Origin of the sequence: Luteimonas sp. MC1825 (assembly GCF_014764385.1) — a bacterium.
GTDB lineage: Bacteria > Pseudomonadota > Gammaproteobacteria > Xanthomonadales > Xanthomonadaceae > Luteimonas.
The window spans coordinates 732,077-749,269 of record NZ_CP061714.1 but is presented as its reverse complement, the minus strand read 5'-3'; the positions used below and the strand labels follow the sequence as shown (position 1 = coordinate 749,269).

The following is a 17,193-nucleotide window of genomic DNA, read 5'->3' as shown; positions in this document are numbered from 1 at the left end:
GTGCTCCTTGGCCCGGGGGTTCGCGGCGGGCATGCCGCGGGTCGCGTCCCGCGACGCGTCCACCATGCGCGTTTCGGCGATCACCCGCCGTCGGGCGGGGCCACGCCCGCATGCCGGTCATCCGCGGCGGGGGCTGTCGGTGCTTTCCGCTGCCGGCGGCTGCACGCGGCCCTCACCCCCCGGACGGGGTAAACTGCGCTGGCCGCCCCTCCCCCCGGGGCGACGATGCGAGCGAGATGTCCGAGGACGACAGTAGTCAAGGCCCCGCGCCGGACCACCCCGAGCGGCGGCGCAGCTGGCTGGAACGCCTGAGCTGGGCGATTTCCGGCGATCCCAGTTCACGCGACGACCTGGTCGAGCTGTTGCGCGATGCGCAGGCCAATGGCCTGATCGAGTCCGACACCCTGCGGATGATGGAAGGCGCGATCTCCGTGTCCGACATGACCGTCGGCGACGTGATGGTGTCGCGGGCGCAGATGGTCGCGCTGCCCGTGGCCGCGCCCTTCCTGGACCTGCTGAAGCAGGTGGTCGAGTCCGGCCACTCGCGCTTCCCGGTGCACGGTGACGACAAGGACGAGATCCTCGGCATCCTGCTGGCCAAGGACCTGCTGCGTGGGGTGGTGGCCGACAACGGCCCCGGCACGGTGCGCGAGCTGCTGCGCCCGGCGGTGCTGATTCCCGAATCCAAGAAGCTCAACGTGTTGCTGCGCGAGTTCCGCCAGTCGCGCAACCACATGGCGATCGTGATCGACGAGTACGGCGGCGTGGCGGGGCTGCTGACCATCGAGGACGTGCTGGAGGAGATCGTCGGCGAGATCGACGACGAGCACGATGACGCCGAAGACCCCGAGGCCCTGATCGCCGCGCAGGCCGACGGCCAGTACGTGGTCGACGCGCTGACCCCGATCAGCGATTTCAACAGCCGCTTCGGCGCCGATTTCGACGACGACGAATACGACACCGTCGGTGGCCTGGTCACCGCCGCCATCGGCCACCTGCCCGAGGCGGGCGAAGAGCTCACGCTCGGCCGCTTCACGTTCCGCGTGGCCAGCGCCGACGCCCGCCGCCTGCACGCGCTGCACGTCGCCATCCATGCCGAATAGCCCCCGGCGCGCCAACCGTCGCCTGCGGTGGCCGGCGACCGCCCTGCTCCTGCTGCTGTGCGCCTGGTGTGCGACGGCCGTGGCGGCGCCACGCATCGGCGTGGCCACCATGCAGCCGGGCGAGGTGTTCTTCGAGCGCTTCGGCCACAACGCGATCGTGGTCGACGACCCCGCGGCCGGCCCGCCGATCTCGTACAACTTCGGCTTCTTCGACCCCGACGAGCCGGATTTCGTGGCGCGCTTCGTGCGCGGCGACATGCGCTACCGACTGGCCGCGCTGCCGCTGGCCGACGACCTCGCCTACTACCGCGATGTCGGACGCGGGGTGTCGATCCAGTGGCTCGACCTGGATGAGGCCGCGGCGACATCCCTCGCCGCCCGACTCGCCGACAACGCGCGCCCCGAGAACGCGCACTACGCCTACGACTACTTCACCGACAACTGCTCCACGCGCGTGCGCGACGCGCTCGACGCGACCCTTGGCGGCGCCCTGCGCCGGCAGATGCAGGGCCGCTCGCAGGGCAACACCTTCCGCAGCGAAGCGGTGCGCCTGGCGCGCCCGGCGCCGTGGATGGCGCTGGGCTTCGACCTCGGGCTCGGGCCGGCCGCCGACCGCCCGAACGCGCTCTGGGAAGATGCCTTCGTGCCGATGCGCCTGGCCAGCGCGCTGCGCGACATGCGGCACGCCGATGGCCGCCCGCTGGTGGCGTCGGAGGAAGCGCTGCTGCCGCACCGCATCGGCGCCGAACCCGAGCCCCGCGCGGTGGCCTGGCTCCCCTGGCTGGTCGCCGGGCTGGTGCTGGCGGCGCTCGCCTGGTCGCAGCGCAAGCGCCCCGCGGTCGTGGCGTGGGCGGCGATCGCAACGTGGCTGGCATGCGCACTGCTCGGCGGGCTGATGCTCTACCTCTGGCTGGGCACCGCGCACCGCTTCGCCTGGGCCAACCACAACCTGATCCTGTTCAATCCGCTGTGCCTGCTGCTCGTCCCCGGTGCCTGGCGCATCGCCCGCGGCGGCGATGGCGGGACGGTGTTCCGGGTGCTGCTGGCGGGCATCGGCGTGCTGGTGCTGCTGTCGCCGTTCCTGTTGTGGATGCCGCTGCAGTCGCAGCGCAACGGCCACTGGATCGCCCTGATGCTGCCGTTGCAGCTGGCGCTGGCCGCGGTGCTCTGGCGCCAGCGGCGAACAGGTGCATGATGCGGCAATGACCGCCCCTGCCCCTGCCCTGCCGGCCTGCGTGATCAACAGCGCCGCCTACGACCGCGATGGCCGGCGCCGCGACATCAGCCTTGACGAAATCAGCGACGTCCTCGATGTCGACGACGGCAGCTTTGTCTGGGTGGGGCTGTACGAGCCTGACGAAACGGTGCTCGCCAAGCTGCAGGAGGAATTCAACCTCCACGCGCTCGCGGTCGAGGACGCCCACCACGCCCACCAGCGCCCCAAGCTGGAAGCCTACGGCGATTCGCTGTTCATCGCCGGCAACACCGCCCAGGTCGTCGACGAGCACATCCGTTACGGCGAGACCCATGCCTTCCTCGGCGCGCGCTACCTGGTGACGGTGCGCCATGGCGCATCGGCGTCGTATGCAGCCGCCCGCGCACGCGTGGAGCGCAATCCGGGGCTGCTCGCGCTGGGGCCCGGCTTCGCGCTGTATGCCGTGCTCGATGCCATCGTCGACGACTACGTGCCGATCGTGGACGAGTTCAAGGCCACGTTGCTGGCGCTGGAACAGGACATCTTCCGCGACACCTTCCACCGCGGCATCGTGCGCCGGCTGTACGACCTCAAGCGCGAGCTGACCTACATGCGCGTGGCGCTGACGCCCATGCAGGACGTGCTTTCACAGCTGCTGCGCAGCAACACCCCGCTGCTGCACGACGAGATCCGCCTGTACCTGCGCGACGTGCTGGATCATTCGGTGCGGATCAACGACAGCATCGACATGCTGCGCGACATGCTGGGCACCGCGCTGAGCGTCAACCAGGCGCTGGTGACGCTGGCCCAGGGCGAGGTGGTGAAGCGCCTGGCCGGCTGGGCCGCGCTGCTGGCCGCGCCCACCCTGATTGCAAGCTGGTATGGCATGAACTTCGTGCACATGCCGGAGCTCGCCGGACGCTGGAGCTATCCGCTGCTGGTCGGGGTGGTGGTCGTGGTGGTGGCCGGGCTGTACGTCTACCTGCGCCGGGTGCGCTGGCTCTGAATACGGCTTGCGGCCTGCGACCAAAGTCGTAGGCTGCGTGTTCACGCATTGCAGCACCCGCGATTGACCGCGCCGGGCCATGGGTAGACCCTTGGCGCAGCCGGAACAGACGGGGAATCGCATGAAGGGTGGACTCGGGAAACTCGCTTGGGCGGCGCTCGCCCTGCTCGGGGCGTTCTGCCTCGGCACCGTGGCCCTGCGCCGCGGCGAACCCATCAACGCCCTGTGGATCGTGGTGGCGGCGGTGTCGATCTACCTGGTGGCCTACCGCTTCTACGGGCTGTACATCGCCGACAAGGTGCTGGGCCTCGACCCGACGCGCGCGACGCCTGCGATCCGCCGCAACGACGGACTCGACTTCGTCCCGACCAACAAGCATGTGCTGTTCGGCCACCACTTCGCCGCGATCGCAGGTGCGGGCCCGCTGGTGGGCCCGGTGCTGGCGGCACAGATGGGCTACCTGCCCGGCACGCTCTGGCTGATCGCCGGCGTGGTGCTGGCGGGCGCGGTGCAGGACTTCATGGTGCTGGTGGTATCCAGCCGCCGCGACGCGCGCTCGCTCGGCGACCTGGTGCGCGAGGAGATGGGTCAGGTGCCCGGCACCATCGCGCTGTTCGGCGCGTTCCTGATCATGATCATCATCCTGGCGGTGCTGGCGATGATCGTGGTCAAGGCGCTGGAAGGCAGCCCCTGGGGCATGTTCACCGTCATCGCCACCATCCCGATCGCGATCATGATGGGCGTCTACATGCGTTTCATCCGCCCGGGCAGGATCGGCGAAATCTCGGTGGTGGGCATCATCCTGCTGGTCGGTGCGATCTGGATGGGCGGCAAGGTCGGCGCACACCCGACCTGGGGCCCGGCGTTCACCTTCACCGGCACGCAGATCACCTGGATGCTGATCGGCTACGGCTTCGTGGCCGCGGTACTGCCGGTCTGGCTGCTGCTGGCACCGCGCGACTACCTGTCGACGTTCCTCAAGATCGGCACCATCCTCGGTCTGGCCATCGGCATCTTCATCGTCATGCCGGAGCTGCGCATGCCGGCGCTGACCCAGTTCACCGACGGCACCGGCCCGGTGTGGAAGGGCAGCATGTTCCCGTTCCTGTTCATCACCATCGCCTGCGGCGCGGTGTCGGGCTTCCACGCGCTGATCGCCTCGGGCACCACGCCCAAGCTGCTCGCCAACGAGGGCCACGCGCGCTACATCGGTTATGGCGGCATGCTGATGGAGTCGTTCGTGGCGATCATGGCGATGGTGGCGGCGTCGGTGATCGATCCGGGCGTGTACTTCGCGATGAACAGCCCGGCGGCGATCATCGGCACCGACCCGGTGGCGGTGGCTGAAATGGTGTCCAGCTGGGGCTTCACGGTCACGCCCGACGTGCTGGTCGCGACGGCCGCGGACATCGGCGAGAACTCGATCCTGTCGCGTGCCGGCGGCGCGCCGACGCTCGCCGTGGGCATCGCGCAGATCTTCCATGCCGTGATCCCGGGCGAAGGGATGATGGCGTTCTGGTACCACTTCGCGATCCTGTTCGAGGCGCTGTTCATCCTCACCGCCGTCGATGCCGGCACGCGCGCGGGCCGCTTCATGCTGCAGGACCTTCTGGGCAACTTCGTGCCGGTGATGCGCAAGACCGAATCCTGGGGGCCAAACCTGCTCGCCACCGCGGGCTGCGTCGCGCTGTGGGGCTACTTCCTCTACCAGGGCGTGAACGATCCGCTAGGCGGCATCAACATGCTGTGGCCGCTGTTCGGCATCGCCAACCAGATGCTGGCGGGCATCGCGCTGATGCTGTGCACGGTGGTGCTGTTCAAGATGAAGAAGGACCGCTACGCGTGGGTGTCGATCGTGCCGACCGTCTGGCTGCTGCTGTGCACGCTGACCGCCGGCTGGATCAAGATCTTCGACCCCACCCCGGCAGTCGGATTCATGGCGCAGGCCAACAGGTACCGGGACGCGCTGGCGGCGGGTGAACTGATCGCCCCGTCGAAGGACTTCGGCGGCATGCAGCAGATCATGATCAACAATTACGTCAACGCGGGTCTCACCGTGCTGTTCATGCTGGTGGTGGTGGCGATCCTGGTGTATTCGATCGGCGCGGTCCGCAAGGCGCGGCGCAGCGACGTGCGCACCGATCGCGAGACGCCGTATGTCGCGCTGACGCCCGAACAGCAGAAGATGTGGCTCTGATGGCCGGCGCGCTGGTCCCGCTCGAGTACTACGCCACGCACCGGCGTGTGTGGCGCAGGCTGGTGCAGACCGCGCGCCTGTGCTGCGGAATACCGGACTACGACAACTACGTGCGCCACATGCTCGAGACGCACCCGGACCGCGACGTCATGGACTACCCCACTTTTTTCCGCGAGCGACAGGATGCGCGCTACGGCGCGCGCGGGGGCTTCCGCTGCTGCTGAGCGACGCCACGCTCGCGACGACCAGCAGGGCGAACGCCGGCTGCAGGTAGTCCACACGGATGGCCGCGAACGCCGAGAGATCAACCAGTACCAGCAGTGCCGCGCGCGCGGCCACCAGGCACCAGGCCGTCGCCGCCAGCAGGTACAGCGGCTCGAGTCTCCGATTGCGCGCCGCACGCCAGCTCGCCCACAGGAACGCCAGCAGGCCCGCGCCCGCCAGCCAGGGCAGGACACGCGCGTAGGCGCTCCAGATCACGTGGCGTACGGCGCGTGGCCAGGCCTGCTCCCGTGCCGTCGGCGGAATGCCCTCGACCACTGATTCGACGGTCAGCGTGCCCGAGCCCAGGGCCGCCGCAGCCGGCGCCCCGGCGAGTGCCGCGAGCGCAACCGCACCGGCGCCCGAGGTCGGCTCGAATCCGCAGCCTGCAATGGCGGGAACCGCAACCCGGAAGCGGTTCATGCCGGCACCGGGGTCCGCGAAGTGCAGCGCGATGTCCGGACTCGGCTGGCGCTCGACCGCCACCAGCAGGACCGGATGCGTACAGCGCACGGCCAGCCATCCGGGTCGCGCGTCATGGAACCAGCCCGCCACCTGCGTGCCGAGCACCTCGGCCGGGTCACGCACCGGCGGGCGTCCGACAAAGCGCCACATCGCCCCGACACCGGCTGCGGCCGTGTCGCTCGGCGGCTGTCCGCCACCGACTCCCTGCCAGGTGAGCAGCTGCGCCGCCTTGCCCACGCGACCCGGCACGGTCTTCCACTGCGCGGGGTCAACCGGCGGGAGGCTGGCGGCCAGCCGGCCCGTGCACGCCAGGCGGCCGTCATCGCAGGCGCTGTCGATTTCATCGGTCAGGGTGCGGAAGTAGGCCTCGGCCGCGGACGCGGACCGGTACTCGCCGATCGACGCCGCGGCGGCGCGCAGCACCCACATGAACCACCCGCCGCTGTAGTCGCTGCAGGACTGCGGCGCAAGCCTGCAGGCCTCGCCGCCGCGGTGCTCGGGGGATTCGAGATAGGGACGCAGGCGTGCGAACGCCGGGCTGGTGGCATATACCGCCTGCCTGACGGGCTCCGGCACCGGCACCTGGTGCACGGGTGGCCCGACGCGCACGCGCTGCAGCGCCGTCAGCGCGTCCCGGTAGGCCGTGCCCCGGGTGTCGACGGTGGCGAACGCGCCGTAGCGGGCCATGTTGACGCCCGCGACGACCCCCAGCGCGCCGGCGCATGCGAACGCCATGAGCCCGACCCCGACCGCCAGGCGACGCCGGTCGACACGCTCCCGCCAGGCCGTGGCCGCGTGCGCCAGCAGCAACAAGGTGATCCCGGGCACCACCCAGACCGCATCCTCGCGGGTGGTCCACAACCAGGCGAGCGCGATGCCCGCCGACACGGCCCATCCCCATCCGCGCCTGCCGGCGCGCCGGGCATGCAGGAAATACAGCAGGCAGGCGAGCACGATGAGGATCTGCGCGCCACCGATGTTGTCGCGGATCACGCGGTTCCAGCCCAGTGCCGCCGGATGCCATTGCACGGCCAGCACCAGCACCAGCGCGAGCAGGGGGCGGCCGGACACGCGGTATACGGCGCCACCAAGCAGCAGGCAGGCGGCGGCGTACAGCACCGCCTGCATCGTGGTGGCCGGCAATCCGAGCACATGGCTGGCGGCGAGGAACAGGGGATACCCGGGTCCCTTGATCAGGGTCATCGAGTCGAAGGTGCCCAGCCAGCGGCCGGCGGCGATGCTCTCCGCGCGCTGCCAGAACCAGGCATCGTCGTAGCCCGCACCTGCGAGGATCGATACCGGAAGGTGGTGGACCAGTGCGATGAACAGGAGCGACGACGCCACGGCGGCCGCGACCATCCAGCCGGCCCGCCACGCGTCGAATGCGGGCCGCGTCAGCACCCGCCGTCCCGCGGGGCGCGCGCCACCGCGGCCTGCGCGCGCCGCGCAACCAGCAGCAGGTTGCTGGGCCAACCAAGCAGCGAGACGCTGCCGATGCGCCAGGCCGGCAGCCCGGCCTGCGCGCATGCCTGCGCGAGCTCGCGTCGCCCCAACAGGTTGAGGTTGTCCTCGCGCGACAGCGCGTCGTGCCCGAGCGTGCGCAGCAGCGCGCGGAACCAGGGTTTCGGCAGCCAGTGCACCACCGGCAGCACGGTGTGGAATTCCACTGGAAACCAGCGGTTTGGCGTGGTGATGAAGATGCCCTTGCGGCACACCCGGTACAGCTCGGAGACAAACCGCGCCTGCTCCCCCGCCGACCCGACATGCTCGAGCACCGCGCTGGAATGCACCCAGTCGAAGCTTGCGTCGGGGAACGGAAGGTCCTTGCCGTCACCACGCACGAAGCGCATGCCCGGGTAGGCGTCTTCCAGGAACGCGGCGTCGTCGATCCCGCACGCCGTGATCCTGTCCTTGCGCGGGTGCCAGGCCTCCAGGTAGTTGGAGGCGAGCTGCTCGCGGTCGCTGGTCACGCCCACGTCGAGGATGTGGTCGTCGTCGGTCACCCCGGCGGCGATGAACCGCGCGTACATCCTGCGCCGCATGTGCGTGGACACGCGATCGGTGGCGCTGCCGCCGCGCGCGCTGTTGTACTGCGCGCCGATGCCGCGCCCGCGGCTCACCTCGGAGCATCCGGCAGGCGCAGCGCCTCCAGGAAGAATGCCGCCAGGCCGAGTTGCCCGCCGACGCCCATGAGCGTCACCGACGGGATCACCCAGCGCATCGTGGCGCTCGGGTCGAGTACGCCGAAGTCGCGCGCGGCCCACAGGAACACCGCATACAGCGACATCCCGATCCCGGCCAGGAACAGCAACGCCGCGGCGACCAGGCAACGCTCCAGCGTGATCGCCGACAGCAGCCGGTTGCGTGCGTCGCCCGGCAACCAGCCGTTGCGGATCCCCATCGAGCTGGCCAGCACCGCGAACAGCACCATCTGCACGCCGAGGATGATCGCGGCGCCGGCATAGGACAGCGTATGCACGTCGAGGTTCAGGCCGCCGATGTTCACGCTGCGCACGCCGATCACCGCCATTGCCGCGACGCCCACCGTCACCAGCGTGGCACCGGGCAGCATGAACAGCCAGCGCGGGCTGTGCACCAGCAGGAAGCGGAGGTGCCGCCAGCCGTCACGCCAGGTGCGAAGGTGCGGCGCGCGCGAACGGCCGTCGCGCTGCAGGGTGGTCGGCACCTCGGTGATCCGGTAGCCGGCAAGCGAGGCCTTTACCACCATCTCGCTGGCGAACTCCATGCCGCGCCCGGCCAGTCCCAGGGTGAGGAAGCGCTCGCGGTCGAACCCGCGCAGGCCGCAGTGGAAATCGCGCACGCCGACGCCGAAGAACAGCCGCCCGAGGAAGCTCAGCACCGGGTTGCCGAGGTAGCGGTGCAGGAACGGCATGGCACCGGGTGCGATGCCGCCGCGGAAGCGGTTGCCGATCACCAGGTCGCTGCCGCCGCGCAGGCCGTCGACAAAGGGCATGAGCCGCGAGAAATCATAGGAGTCGTCGGCATCGCCCATGACCACGTAGCGGCCACTCGCGGCCTGCATGCCCGCCATCAGCGCCGCGCCGTATCCGCGCTCCGCGACGTCGACGACGCGCGCGCCCTCGCGCAGCGCGATCGCCTGCGAACCGTCCACGCTGCCGTTGTCGGCCACCAGCACCTCTCCGCGCACGCCCGATCCGGAGAGGAACGCCTGCGCCTTGCGCACGCAACTGGCCAGCGTTTCAGCCTCGTCCAGGCACGGCATGAGGATGGTGAGTTCGAGGCCCGCGGGAGCCGCGTCCACGCGGTGCGCGCGCGGGTCGGCAGCGGCGCTCATGCCCCCGCCATCACCCGCAACACCTGGCCGATGCCGTAGGCGATCACCGTGCCGGTGGCATAGCCGATGGTGCCGAGCAGCACGCCGACCGGTGCCAGCGTGGGATGGAACGCGGCGGCCACCACCGGCGCCGACGCCGCGGCGCCGATGTTGCCCTGCGAGCCGACCGCGAAGTAGAACAGCGGCGCACGCACCATCCTGGCGGCAGCCCACAGCACCAGGATGTGCACGCCCATCCACACCGCGGCGAGCGCCAGCAGCCACGGACGGTCCGCCAGCTGCATGAAGTCCATCTGCATGCCGATGCTGGCGATCAGGAAGTACAGGCAGGCACTGCCGATCTTGGCCATGCCCGCGTTTTCCAGCCGCCGCAGCGGCGTGAAGCTGAGCAGCAGGCCGGCACCCGTGGAGAACAACACCACCCAGACAAAACTGGAGTCGAGGCTGAAGCGCGCGGCGTTCTCCACGTTGGCGGTGAACCACGCCGCCAGGGGAGCGGCCACCGCGTGGGCCGCGCCGACGATGCCGAAGCCGATGCCGATGATCACCATCAGGTCGGTCAGCGTGGGGATGCGCGCGTGCTCCGCTTCGTGCGCCTCGAGGCGCGTCTTCATCTCGTCGATGGCGCGCGTGTCGGCGCCGCTGCGCGCATCGATCGTCGCCGCGCGGCCGGCAAGGAACAGCAGGGTGGCCATCCACAGGTTGGCGATGGCCACGTCCACGACTGCGAATTGCCCGAACAGTGTGGCGTCCACGCCATAGACCTCGCGGATCGCGACCATGTTGGCGCCACCGCCGATCCAGCTGCCGGCAAGCGCCGCCATGCCCATCCACACGTCGCCGGCGACCACGTCGGGCTTGAACCACTCGAACAGCTGGAACGACACGACCGCGCCCAGCGCGATGCCGAGCGTGCCCATGCAGAACACGAACAACAGCTTCGGCCCCAGGCTGAGCACGCCCTTGAGGTCGATGGTCATGGTCAAGAGCACCAGCGCCACCGGCAACAGCACGCGGCTGCCGATCGGGTTGTAGACCGCCCCTTGCGTGCCGTCGATCAGCCCGACCGTGTTGTAGACCGCCGGTATGAAGTAGCACAGCAGCAGCGCCGGTATCCAGGCGAAGAACTTCTTCCAGAACGGCGTGGGGCCCGACGCCAGCCAGAAGATCAGCCCCAGCGTGGCGGCGATCAGGCCGAATACGACGATGTCGTTGGTGATCAGTGGTGCGGCGGCTTCAATCGCGTCGGCGGCCAGCGCCGTTTCGGCGGCAGTCGCGGGCGCGTCGGAGGCAGGGGCCATCGGCGTCAGTCCTGTCGGAGCGGTATGGGGAAGTCGTGGAGGATCGCGCGGGGCCGGCACGCGGCCGGCCACGCGGGCGCGGTCACTGGCCGATGTGCTTTTTCAGCCAGGCGTTGACCGTGTCGTGCCAGAGCACGCTGTTCTGCGGCTTCAGCACCCAGTGGTTCTCGTCCGGGAAGTACAGCAGCTGCGAGTCGATGCCGCGCCGCTGCAGTGCCGTGAACGTCGACAGGCCCTGGTCGACCGGCACGCGGTAGTCCTTCTCGCCCTGCACCACCAGCATCGGCACCTTCCACTTCGCAACGTGGTTGACCGGGTTGAACTTCTCGTAGCCCTTCGGGTTGTCGTACGGCGTGCCGCCGTTCTCCCACTCGGTGAACCACAGCTCTTCGGTCACATAGCCCATCGAACGGGTGTCGAACACGCCGTCGTGGTTGACCAGGCACTTGAACGGTGCGTTGCCCTGGCGGTCGAACCAGTTGCCGGCGATCCAGTTGATCATGTAGCCGCCGTAGCTGGCGCCCAGCGCGCAGGCGCGGTCACCATCCAGGAAGTCGTACCTGTCCTGCGCCGCCGCCCAGCCCTTCTGCAGGTCGACCAGGGGCTTGCCGCCCCAGTCGCCACTGATGGCATCGGTGAAGTCCTGTCCGTAGCCGGTGGACCCGTGGAAGTCGATCATCACCACCGCGTAGCCCTGGCCGGCATAGGTCTGCGGGTTCCAGCGGTAGCTCCAGCCGTTGCCGAAGCTGCCCTGCGGGCCGCCATGGATCAGGAACGCCACCGGATACGACTTGCCCTCCTCGTAGTTCCACGGCTTGACCACGTAGCCGTGCACGGTGTCGTTGCCGGCACCCTTGAAACTGAACTGCTCGAAGGCACCGAAGCTCACGCCCGGCAGGCGCTCGGCCGCGGTCGGGGTGATGGCGCGCAGGTTGTCAGCCGCGAGCGTCGTGGTGTACAGCACGTCGCCGGTCTGCATGGAGTTGCGCGCAAGCGCAAGGGTGTCGCCGGCGATGTCGAACGCCGACACCGTGCCGTCGCCGACCAGCTTCACCACCTCGCCGCTGGCCACGTCGATGCGGAACAGCGGGTATTCACCGGTGTCCTGCGCGGCCACATACAGCGTGCTGCCGTCGGCAGAGGGCGCGACCTGGCTCGGCGACCGGTCCCACTTCGGAGCGATCTCTCGGCGGCTGCCGTCGGCGAGGTTCATCGCCATCAGCGCGTAGCGGTCGGCTTCGAAACCGGGGCGCTTCATCGCGCGGTAGAACAGCGTCTTGCCGTCGGCGCTGAACACCGGGCCGGCATCCCAGGCGGGATTGTCGGCGGTGAGGTTCACCGGCGCGGTGCCGCCCTCGGTCGACAGGCGGTAGAGGTCGAAGTTGGTCGACCACGGCTCCCGCTTGCCGGCCACGCGCACGCTGGCAACCACGCTGCGGCCGTCAGGCGACCAGGCGTAGTCCTCGCTGCCGCCGAAGGGCTTGGACGGGATGTCGCCGTCGAGCGCGCTGCTGATCGCCAGAGCCGTGGCCACCGGCCTGGCTTTCGCGCCCTGCGGCAGCTCGGCCACGAACAGACCGCTGCGGCGGCCGTCCTTCCAGGTGTCCCAGTGGCGCACGAAGAGCTGGTCGTACACCACGCCCGAGACCTTGGAGGACTTGGTGTCGGCGAGCCGCTTGCTGGTGCAGGCGAAATCGGCGCAGTCGGCGAACGTGTCGGCACTGAACGCGATGCGGCTGCCGTCGGGGGACAGCCGGTAGCTGCCGACATCGAGCGCGAAGTCGGTCAGCTGGCGCGGCTTGCCGCCAGCGGCGGGGATCGCATACAGCTGCTGGCTGCCGCCCTTGGCACTGAGGAAGTACACCGTCGCGCCATCGGGCGAGAAGGTCGGCGAATTGACGTTCCAGCCGGCCGGCGTGAGCTGCCGGGGCGGCGCGGCGTCGCGGGTCACCAGGTTGCGGGTGTACAGCGCGGTGGACGAGGTGCCGGCATCGAATTCGACGCCGCGCTGGGCGAACAGCAGCACCCGGCCATCCGGCGACAGCGTCGGGGCGGACACGCGGTCGAGTGCGGCCAGGTCACGTGCCTCGAGACCGCGGGCGTCGGCCACCGCCGGCAACGCGGCGAGCAGGCACAGGGGCAACAGGGCGGTTCGCAGCATGGATCGGGACTCCGGCACGGAAAGGCCCGATGGTAGGCGGCGGCGGCGGCCGGCGCAAAGGCCGGACGTCGCGTGCCACACGGCGCAGCGCGCGTGCGCCACGCGCACACCGCCGCTCAGAGCGGACCCGGCTCCACCGGCGCCGCCGTGGTGTCCTGCTTAGCGCCGCTGCGGAACAGCAGCCACGCCACCACCGCCAGCACCGCCAGCCCCACCCACTGGTTGAAATGCAGGGCCGCGGGCAGCGCCAGGACGTCCGGGCGCTCGGTGAGCACGATCGGCACCGCGATCGCGATGCCCATCAGCGCCTCGCCGGTGATCAGGCCAGCGGCGAACAGCGTGCCCGGCCGGTGGATGCGGTCGCGCGCGGCCTCGTCCTTGCGGTCGATGCCATGCTTGCGCTCGACCATGTGCGCCAGCAGGCCACCGAGGAAGATCGGCACCATCAGCTCCAGCGGCAGGTAGATGCCGATGGCAGCTGCCAGGACCGGCACGCGGAACGTCGCGCCGCGCGCCTTCAGCCATTCGTCGAGCGCGATGATCGCGGCACCCACGCCGGCGCCGATCGCGATCATGTCCCACGGCAGCTTGCCCCCGAACATGCCCTGCGCCACCGACGCCATCAGCGTCGCCTGCGGCGCGGCCAGCGAATTGGGCTGCGCCGCCGTGGGCGCACCGATGCCGTAGGCCTGGGCCAGCAGGTTCAGCACCGGCGCCATGATCAGCGCGCACGAGAACGCGCCGATCGCGAGCATCAGCTGCTGCTTCCAGGGCGTGGCGCCGACGATGTAACCGGCCTTGAGGTCCTGCAGGTTGTCGCCGCCCACCGCCGCCGCGCAGCAGACCACGGCGCCGATCATGATCGCGGCGACCGCACCGATCGGCGAATCGCGCCCGAGCAGCAGCACCAGCACCAGCGACGCGAACAGGATGGTGGCGATGGTGATGCCCGACACCGGGTTGTTGGACGAGCCCACGAGGCCGGCGAGGTACGCCGACACCGACACGAACAGGAAGCCGGCGACGATCATGATGACGGTCATGGGCACGCTGACGAACCAGTCGCCCACGATCGCCTGGTACAGCACCAGCAGCGGCAGCACGAACAGCACTAGCGCCACCAGCATCCACTTCATGGGCAGGTCGCGGTCGGTTTCGGCGACCGTCTCGCCACTGCCCTTGCGCGCGGCGGCGATGCCGCTCCTGACGCCCGACAGCAGCGACCTGCGCAGCGAGAACAGCGTCCAGATGCCGCCGATCAGCATGGCGCCGACACCGAGGTAGCGGATCTTGGCCGACCAGATCGCCCCGGCCGCGTCGGCGGCGGAGGCACCGGCCAGTTGCGTGGCCAGCACCGGGTCGCTGGACAGCAGGAACGCGTGGTACAGCGGGATGGCGATGTTCCAGGACAGGATGGCGCCCGACAGCACCACGATGCCGATGTTGAGGCCGACGATGTAGCCTACGCCGAGCAGGGCCGGCGACAGGTTGGTGCCCATGTAGCCGAGGTACTTGCCGAGGAAGCCCGAGCCGACCGCGTTGTCGGGGATCATGCGCATGCCGCTTTCCGCCGCAACCTTGACCAGCGCGCCGATGCCGGCGGCCAGCGCCAGGATCCTCAGGCCGGGTCCCGGGTTCTCGCCGGCCTTGAGCACTTCCGCCGCGGCCTTGCCCTCGGGGAACGGCAGCGGATCCTCGACGATCATCGTGCGCCGCAGCGGCACCGAGAACAGCACGCCGAGCAGGCCGCCGAGCCCGGCGATCGCCAGCACCCACCAGTACTCGAACCTGTCCCAGTAGCCGAGGATGATCAGCGCCGGGATGGTGAAGATCACGCCCGCGGCGATCGACGAGCCGGCGGAGGCGCCGGTCTGCACGATGTTGTTCTCGAGGATGGTGCCGCCGCCGAGTAGGCGCAGCACGCCCATCGACACCACCGCCGCCGGGATCGCCGTGGCGATGGTCAGGCCGGCGAACAGGCCGAGATAGGCATTGGCCGCCGACAGCACCACGGCGAGGATGATCGCCAGCAGCACCGCGCGGAAGGTGAGCTGGGGAACCGCCTCGCCCGTAGTCTTGTCCATCGCCACTGCCCTGCTGCCCGGAAGCCGGACAAGCTACAAGGCGCGGGCGGGCGCGTCCAGCCGCGCCCGCCTTCCGTCGCGAACGGCGCCGCGTGGCCTAGCGTTCGCCGGCAGCGACGGTGGCCTTGCTGCCACCCAGGTGACGGGACAGGAAGTCGAGCAGCTTGGTGTAATAGTCCCTGTTGTTCTCCGGCTTGTAGAAGCCGTGGCCTTCGGACGCGTAATAGTGCGCCTCCACCGGGACACCCGCGGTCTTCAGGGCGCGTTCCATGTTCTGGGTGTGCTCGACCGGGGCGGTCTTGTCCTCGCGGCCGGCCGCCAACAGGACCGGCACCTTGATGCTGCCCGCGCGCCTGGTCGGCGAATTGGCCTGGAGCGTGGCCTTGTCGCTGCCGATCCATTCGTTCGCCCAGGTTCTCATCGAGCCATGCTTCAGGACCTCCTCCTGGTGCAGCTGCGGCAGGTCGTAGACACCAATGAAACCCGCCGCGCACTTGTACAGATCGGGCTCCCGCGCCGCGCCCGACATCGCCGCGAACGCGCCATAGCTGGCGCCATAGATGCAGATGCGCGCCGGGTCGGCGAACCCCTCGCGGATCGCCCAACGCGTGGCGTCGGACACGTCGTCCTGCATGGCCAGTCCCCATTGCTGCGCGCCGGCCTGGTGGAACCGGCGGCCCCGGCCACCGGAGCCACGGAAGTTGACCTGCAGTACGGCGTAGCCCGCGGCGGCCAACATCTGCGCTTCCCTGTTGAAACCCCATTCGTCGCTCACGTTGAACGGACCGCCGTGCGGGAGAACCACCATGGGCATCTGTTTGCCGGAGGCACCCTTGGGCACGGTCAGGAAACCCTTCAGTTTCAGGCCGTCGCGGGCGGCCAGCTCGATGGGACGAACCGCGGCCATCCCGGCCGGATTGAACCATTCGGCAGCGCTGATCACGTAGTCGGCCTTCTTGGCCTCCGCATCGAACAGGAAGAAGTCGCCCGGGTTGCGGTCGCTCCACGCATGCACAAGGTTGACCCGTCCATCGCGCGTGCTCGACGTGATAACTGCCGCATCACCGCCGAACGCACCCTGCAGGCTACGGTACAGCCGCGCATCCGCGGACGTTTCGTCGAAGAAGCGGAAGCGCGGCTTGTCGCCGCCATACATTGCGCCGACCGGGATCGAGGTTCCGGGCTTGTAGATGATGGTCGGGTCCATTGTTTCGTCGCGCAGCAGCTCCGTGTGCTTGCCGGTGGCCGGGTCGTAGGCGACTACCACGTCAGGGCCGCTCGACTGTTCGACCAGGAGATACGCGGTCTTGTCGTCTGCGGAGAAGCCGATCGGCACCTCGATTCGCCCGCTGGCGGCCTCATGGTTGACCTGTTTCCATTCGGACGCGTCACCATCGCGATAGAACAGCTGGCTGATGTTGTCGGTGTTGCCACCAAGGGCAAAACGCACCACGCCCTGGTTGTCGCTGGCGAACCGGGCATTGCGCACCGGGACGCGCGTGACGATGTGGCGCACGCCCGTATAGACGTTCATCCGCTCCACGCGGGTGTACGGGTCGGCGGTGAACGGCATGACGCTGATCAGCACGTGCTTGTCATCATTCGGCAGATCGTCGACAAGGAACGCCGCCACCCGCTCTGCCCGCTTGCCCTGCATGCGCGAGCCGAGGTTGCCGCCGACGCTCTGGCCGACCAGCAGTTCGACGCGCCCTCCACTGGCGTCCATCCCGTACAAGTCGCCGGTAGGCTGCGGTTCGGCGAGGAAGCCGATCTTCTGCGCCGCGCTGATCAGCACCCGGTCCGGACTGACCCAGTCGAAGTCGGCGACGGCGGTATCACGGCCCATCTGGAACGTGCCCATGACCTGCCTGGTGACGCGGTCCATGATGACCAGCGCCACCCGGTCCTCGAATGGCAGGGTTGCGGCGAAGTAATCGCCATTGGGCGAGATCTTGATTGTCGTGAAGAGGTCGCGCTTGACATAGGCCGCGACGTCGACCTCCGTTGCCTGCGCAGGTGTCGTCGCGGTCGCGGCCAGCAGCGAGATCGCCAACAGCCCCGCAATGCATGCGGCACGCGTGGTGCGGATGAGCATGTTCTTCCC

General features: G+C 69.4%; 12 protein-coding genes. 5 read left to right on the top strand and 7 right to left on the bottom strand.

Annotated elements, in window-relative coordinates; genetic code table 11:
• Positions 1–236 precede the first annotated feature (236 nt).
• From IDM46_RS03490 to IDM46_RS03470, 5 genes are all read left to right on the top strand, one after another.
• Positions 237–1,103 (top strand): transporter associated domain-containing protein, encoded by an 867-nt coding sequence (locus IDM46_RS03490; protein ID WP_182822472.1) that lies wholly within the window; start codon positions 237–239, stop codon positions 1,101–1,103.
• Positions 1,093–2,298 (top strand): DUF4105 domain-containing protein, encoded by a 1,206-nt coding sequence (locus IDM46_RS03485; protein WP_185114822.1) that lies wholly within the window; start codon positions 1,093–1,095, stop codon positions 2,296–2,298. The genes IDM46_RS03490 and IDM46_RS03485 overlap by 11 nt, the downstream gene beginning before the upstream one ends.
• Positions 2,299–2,305: 7 nt before the next feature.
• Positions 2,306–3,304, top strand: coding sequence for a magnesium and cobalt transport protein CorA (locus IDM46_RS03480; RefSeq protein ID WP_185114821.1), 999 nt, complete (start codon positions 2,306–2,308; stop codon positions 3,302–3,304).
• A 121-nt stretch (positions 3,305–3,425) separates the two neighbouring features.
• Complete coding sequence (locus tag IDM46_RS03475) at positions 3,426–5,501, top strand: carbon starvation CstA family protein (RefSeq protein WP_182822478.1); 2,076 nt, start codon at positions 3,426–3,428, stop codon at positions 5,499–5,501.
• A complete protein-coding gene (locus IDM46_RS03470) occupies positions 5,501–5,725 on the top strand; it encodes a CstA-like transporter-associated (seleno)protein (RefSeq protein ID WP_182822480.1) in 225 nt (74 codons plus the stop codon). The genes IDM46_RS03475 and IDM46_RS03470 overlap by 1 nt, the downstream gene beginning before the upstream one ends.
• Here the strand turns inward: IDM46_RS03470 and IDM46_RS03465 are convergent.
• The 7 genes from IDM46_RS03465 to IDM46_RS03435 all read right to left on the bottom strand — a co-directional run bounded on the left by IDM46_RS03465 (position 5,649) and on the right by IDM46_RS03435 (position 17,184).
• The gene (locus tag IDM46_RS03465) at positions 5,649–7,628 is read right to left on the bottom strand and encodes a hypothetical protein (protein ID WP_185114820.1); all 1,980 of its coding nucleotides are present in this window, start codon (positions 7,626–7,628) and stop codon (positions 5,649–5,651) included. The genes IDM46_RS03470 and IDM46_RS03465 overlap by 77 nt on opposite strands.
• Positions 7,622–8,347 carry a class I SAM-dependent methyltransferase gene (locus IDM46_RS03460; protein ID WP_185114819.1) on the bottom strand — a complete coding sequence of 242 codons (726 nt, stop codon included), beginning with the start codon at positions 8,345–8,347 and terminating at the stop codon, positions 7,622–7,624. The genes IDM46_RS03465 and IDM46_RS03460 overlap by 7 nt, the downstream gene beginning before the upstream one ends.
• On the bottom strand, positions 8,344–9,543 hold the full coding sequence (locus IDM46_RS03455; protein ID WP_185114818.1) for a glycosyltransferase family 2 protein: 1,200 nt from the start codon (positions 9,541–9,543) through the stop codon (positions 8,344–8,346). The genes IDM46_RS03460 and IDM46_RS03455 overlap by 4 nt, the downstream gene beginning before the upstream one ends.
• Positions 9,540–10,844: a DUF819 family protein gene (locus IDM46_RS03450; RefSeq protein WP_182822489.1), complete on the bottom strand. Its 1,305-nt coding sequence runs from the start codon at positions 10,842–10,844 to the stop codon at positions 9,540–9,542. Before IDM46_RS03450 ends, IDM46_RS03455 begins: the two co-directional genes overlap by 4 nt.
• A gap of 82 nt (positions 10,845–10,926) precedes the next feature.
• Positions 10,927–13,005 (bottom strand): S9 family peptidase, encoded by a 2,079-nt coding sequence (locus IDM46_RS03445; protein WP_185114817.1) that lies wholly within the window; start codon positions 13,003–13,005, stop codon positions 10,927–10,929.
• 116 nt (positions 13,006–13,121) lie between these two features.
• Positions 13,122–15,089, bottom strand: coding sequence for an oligopeptide transporter, OPT family (locus tag IDM46_RS03440; RefSeq protein WP_182822493.1), 1,968 nt, complete (start codon positions 15,087–15,089; stop codon positions 13,122–13,124).
• A gap of 97 nt (positions 15,090–15,186) precedes the next feature.
• Positions 15,187–17,184, bottom strand: coding sequence for a prolyl oligopeptidase family serine peptidase (locus IDM46_RS03435; protein ID WP_185115246.1), 1,998 nt, complete (start codon positions 17,182–17,184; stop codon positions 15,187–15,189).
• Positions 17,185–17,193 lie beyond the last annotated feature (9 nt).

Coding starts and splice junctions, on each gene's coding strand:
- IDM46_RS03490 (WP_182822472.1), top strand. CDS start 237: ATGTCCGAGGACGACAGTAGTCAAGGCCCCGCGCCGGACCACCCCGAG.
- IDM46_RS03485 (WP_185114822.1), top strand. CDS start 1,093: ATGCCGAATAGCCCCCGGCGCGCCAACCGTCGCCTGCGGTGGCCGGCG.
- IDM46_RS03480 (WP_185114821.1), top strand. CDS start 2,306: ATGACCGCCCCTGCCCCTGCCCTGCCGGCCTGCGTGATCAACAGCGCC.
- IDM46_RS03475 (WP_182822478.1), top strand. CDS start 3,426: ATGAAGGGTGGACTCGGGAAACTCGCTTGGGCGGCGCTCGCCCTGCTC.
- IDM46_RS03470 (WP_182822480.1), top strand. CDS start 5,501: ATGGCCGGCGCGCTGGTCCCGCTCGAGTACTACGCCACGCACCGGCGT.
- IDM46_RS03455 (WP_185114818.1), bottom strand. CDS start 9,543: ATGAGCGCCGCTGCCGACCCGCGCGCGCACCGCGTGGACGCGGCTCCC.
- IDM46_RS03450 (WP_182822489.1), bottom strand. CDS start 10,844: ATGGCCCCTGCCTCCGACGCGCCCGCGACTGCCGCCGAAACGGCGCTG.
- IDM46_RS03445 (WP_185114817.1), bottom strand. CDS start 13,005: ATGCTGCGAACCGCCCTGTTGCCCCTGTGCCTGCTCGCCGCGTTGCCG.
- IDM46_RS03440 (WP_182822493.1), bottom strand. CDS start 15,089: ATGGACAAGACTACGGGCGAGGCGGTTCCCCAGCTCACCTTCCGCGCG.
- IDM46_RS03435 (WP_185115246.1), bottom strand. CDS start 17,184: ATGCTCATCCGCACCACGCGTGCCGCATGCATTGCGGGGCTGTTGGCG.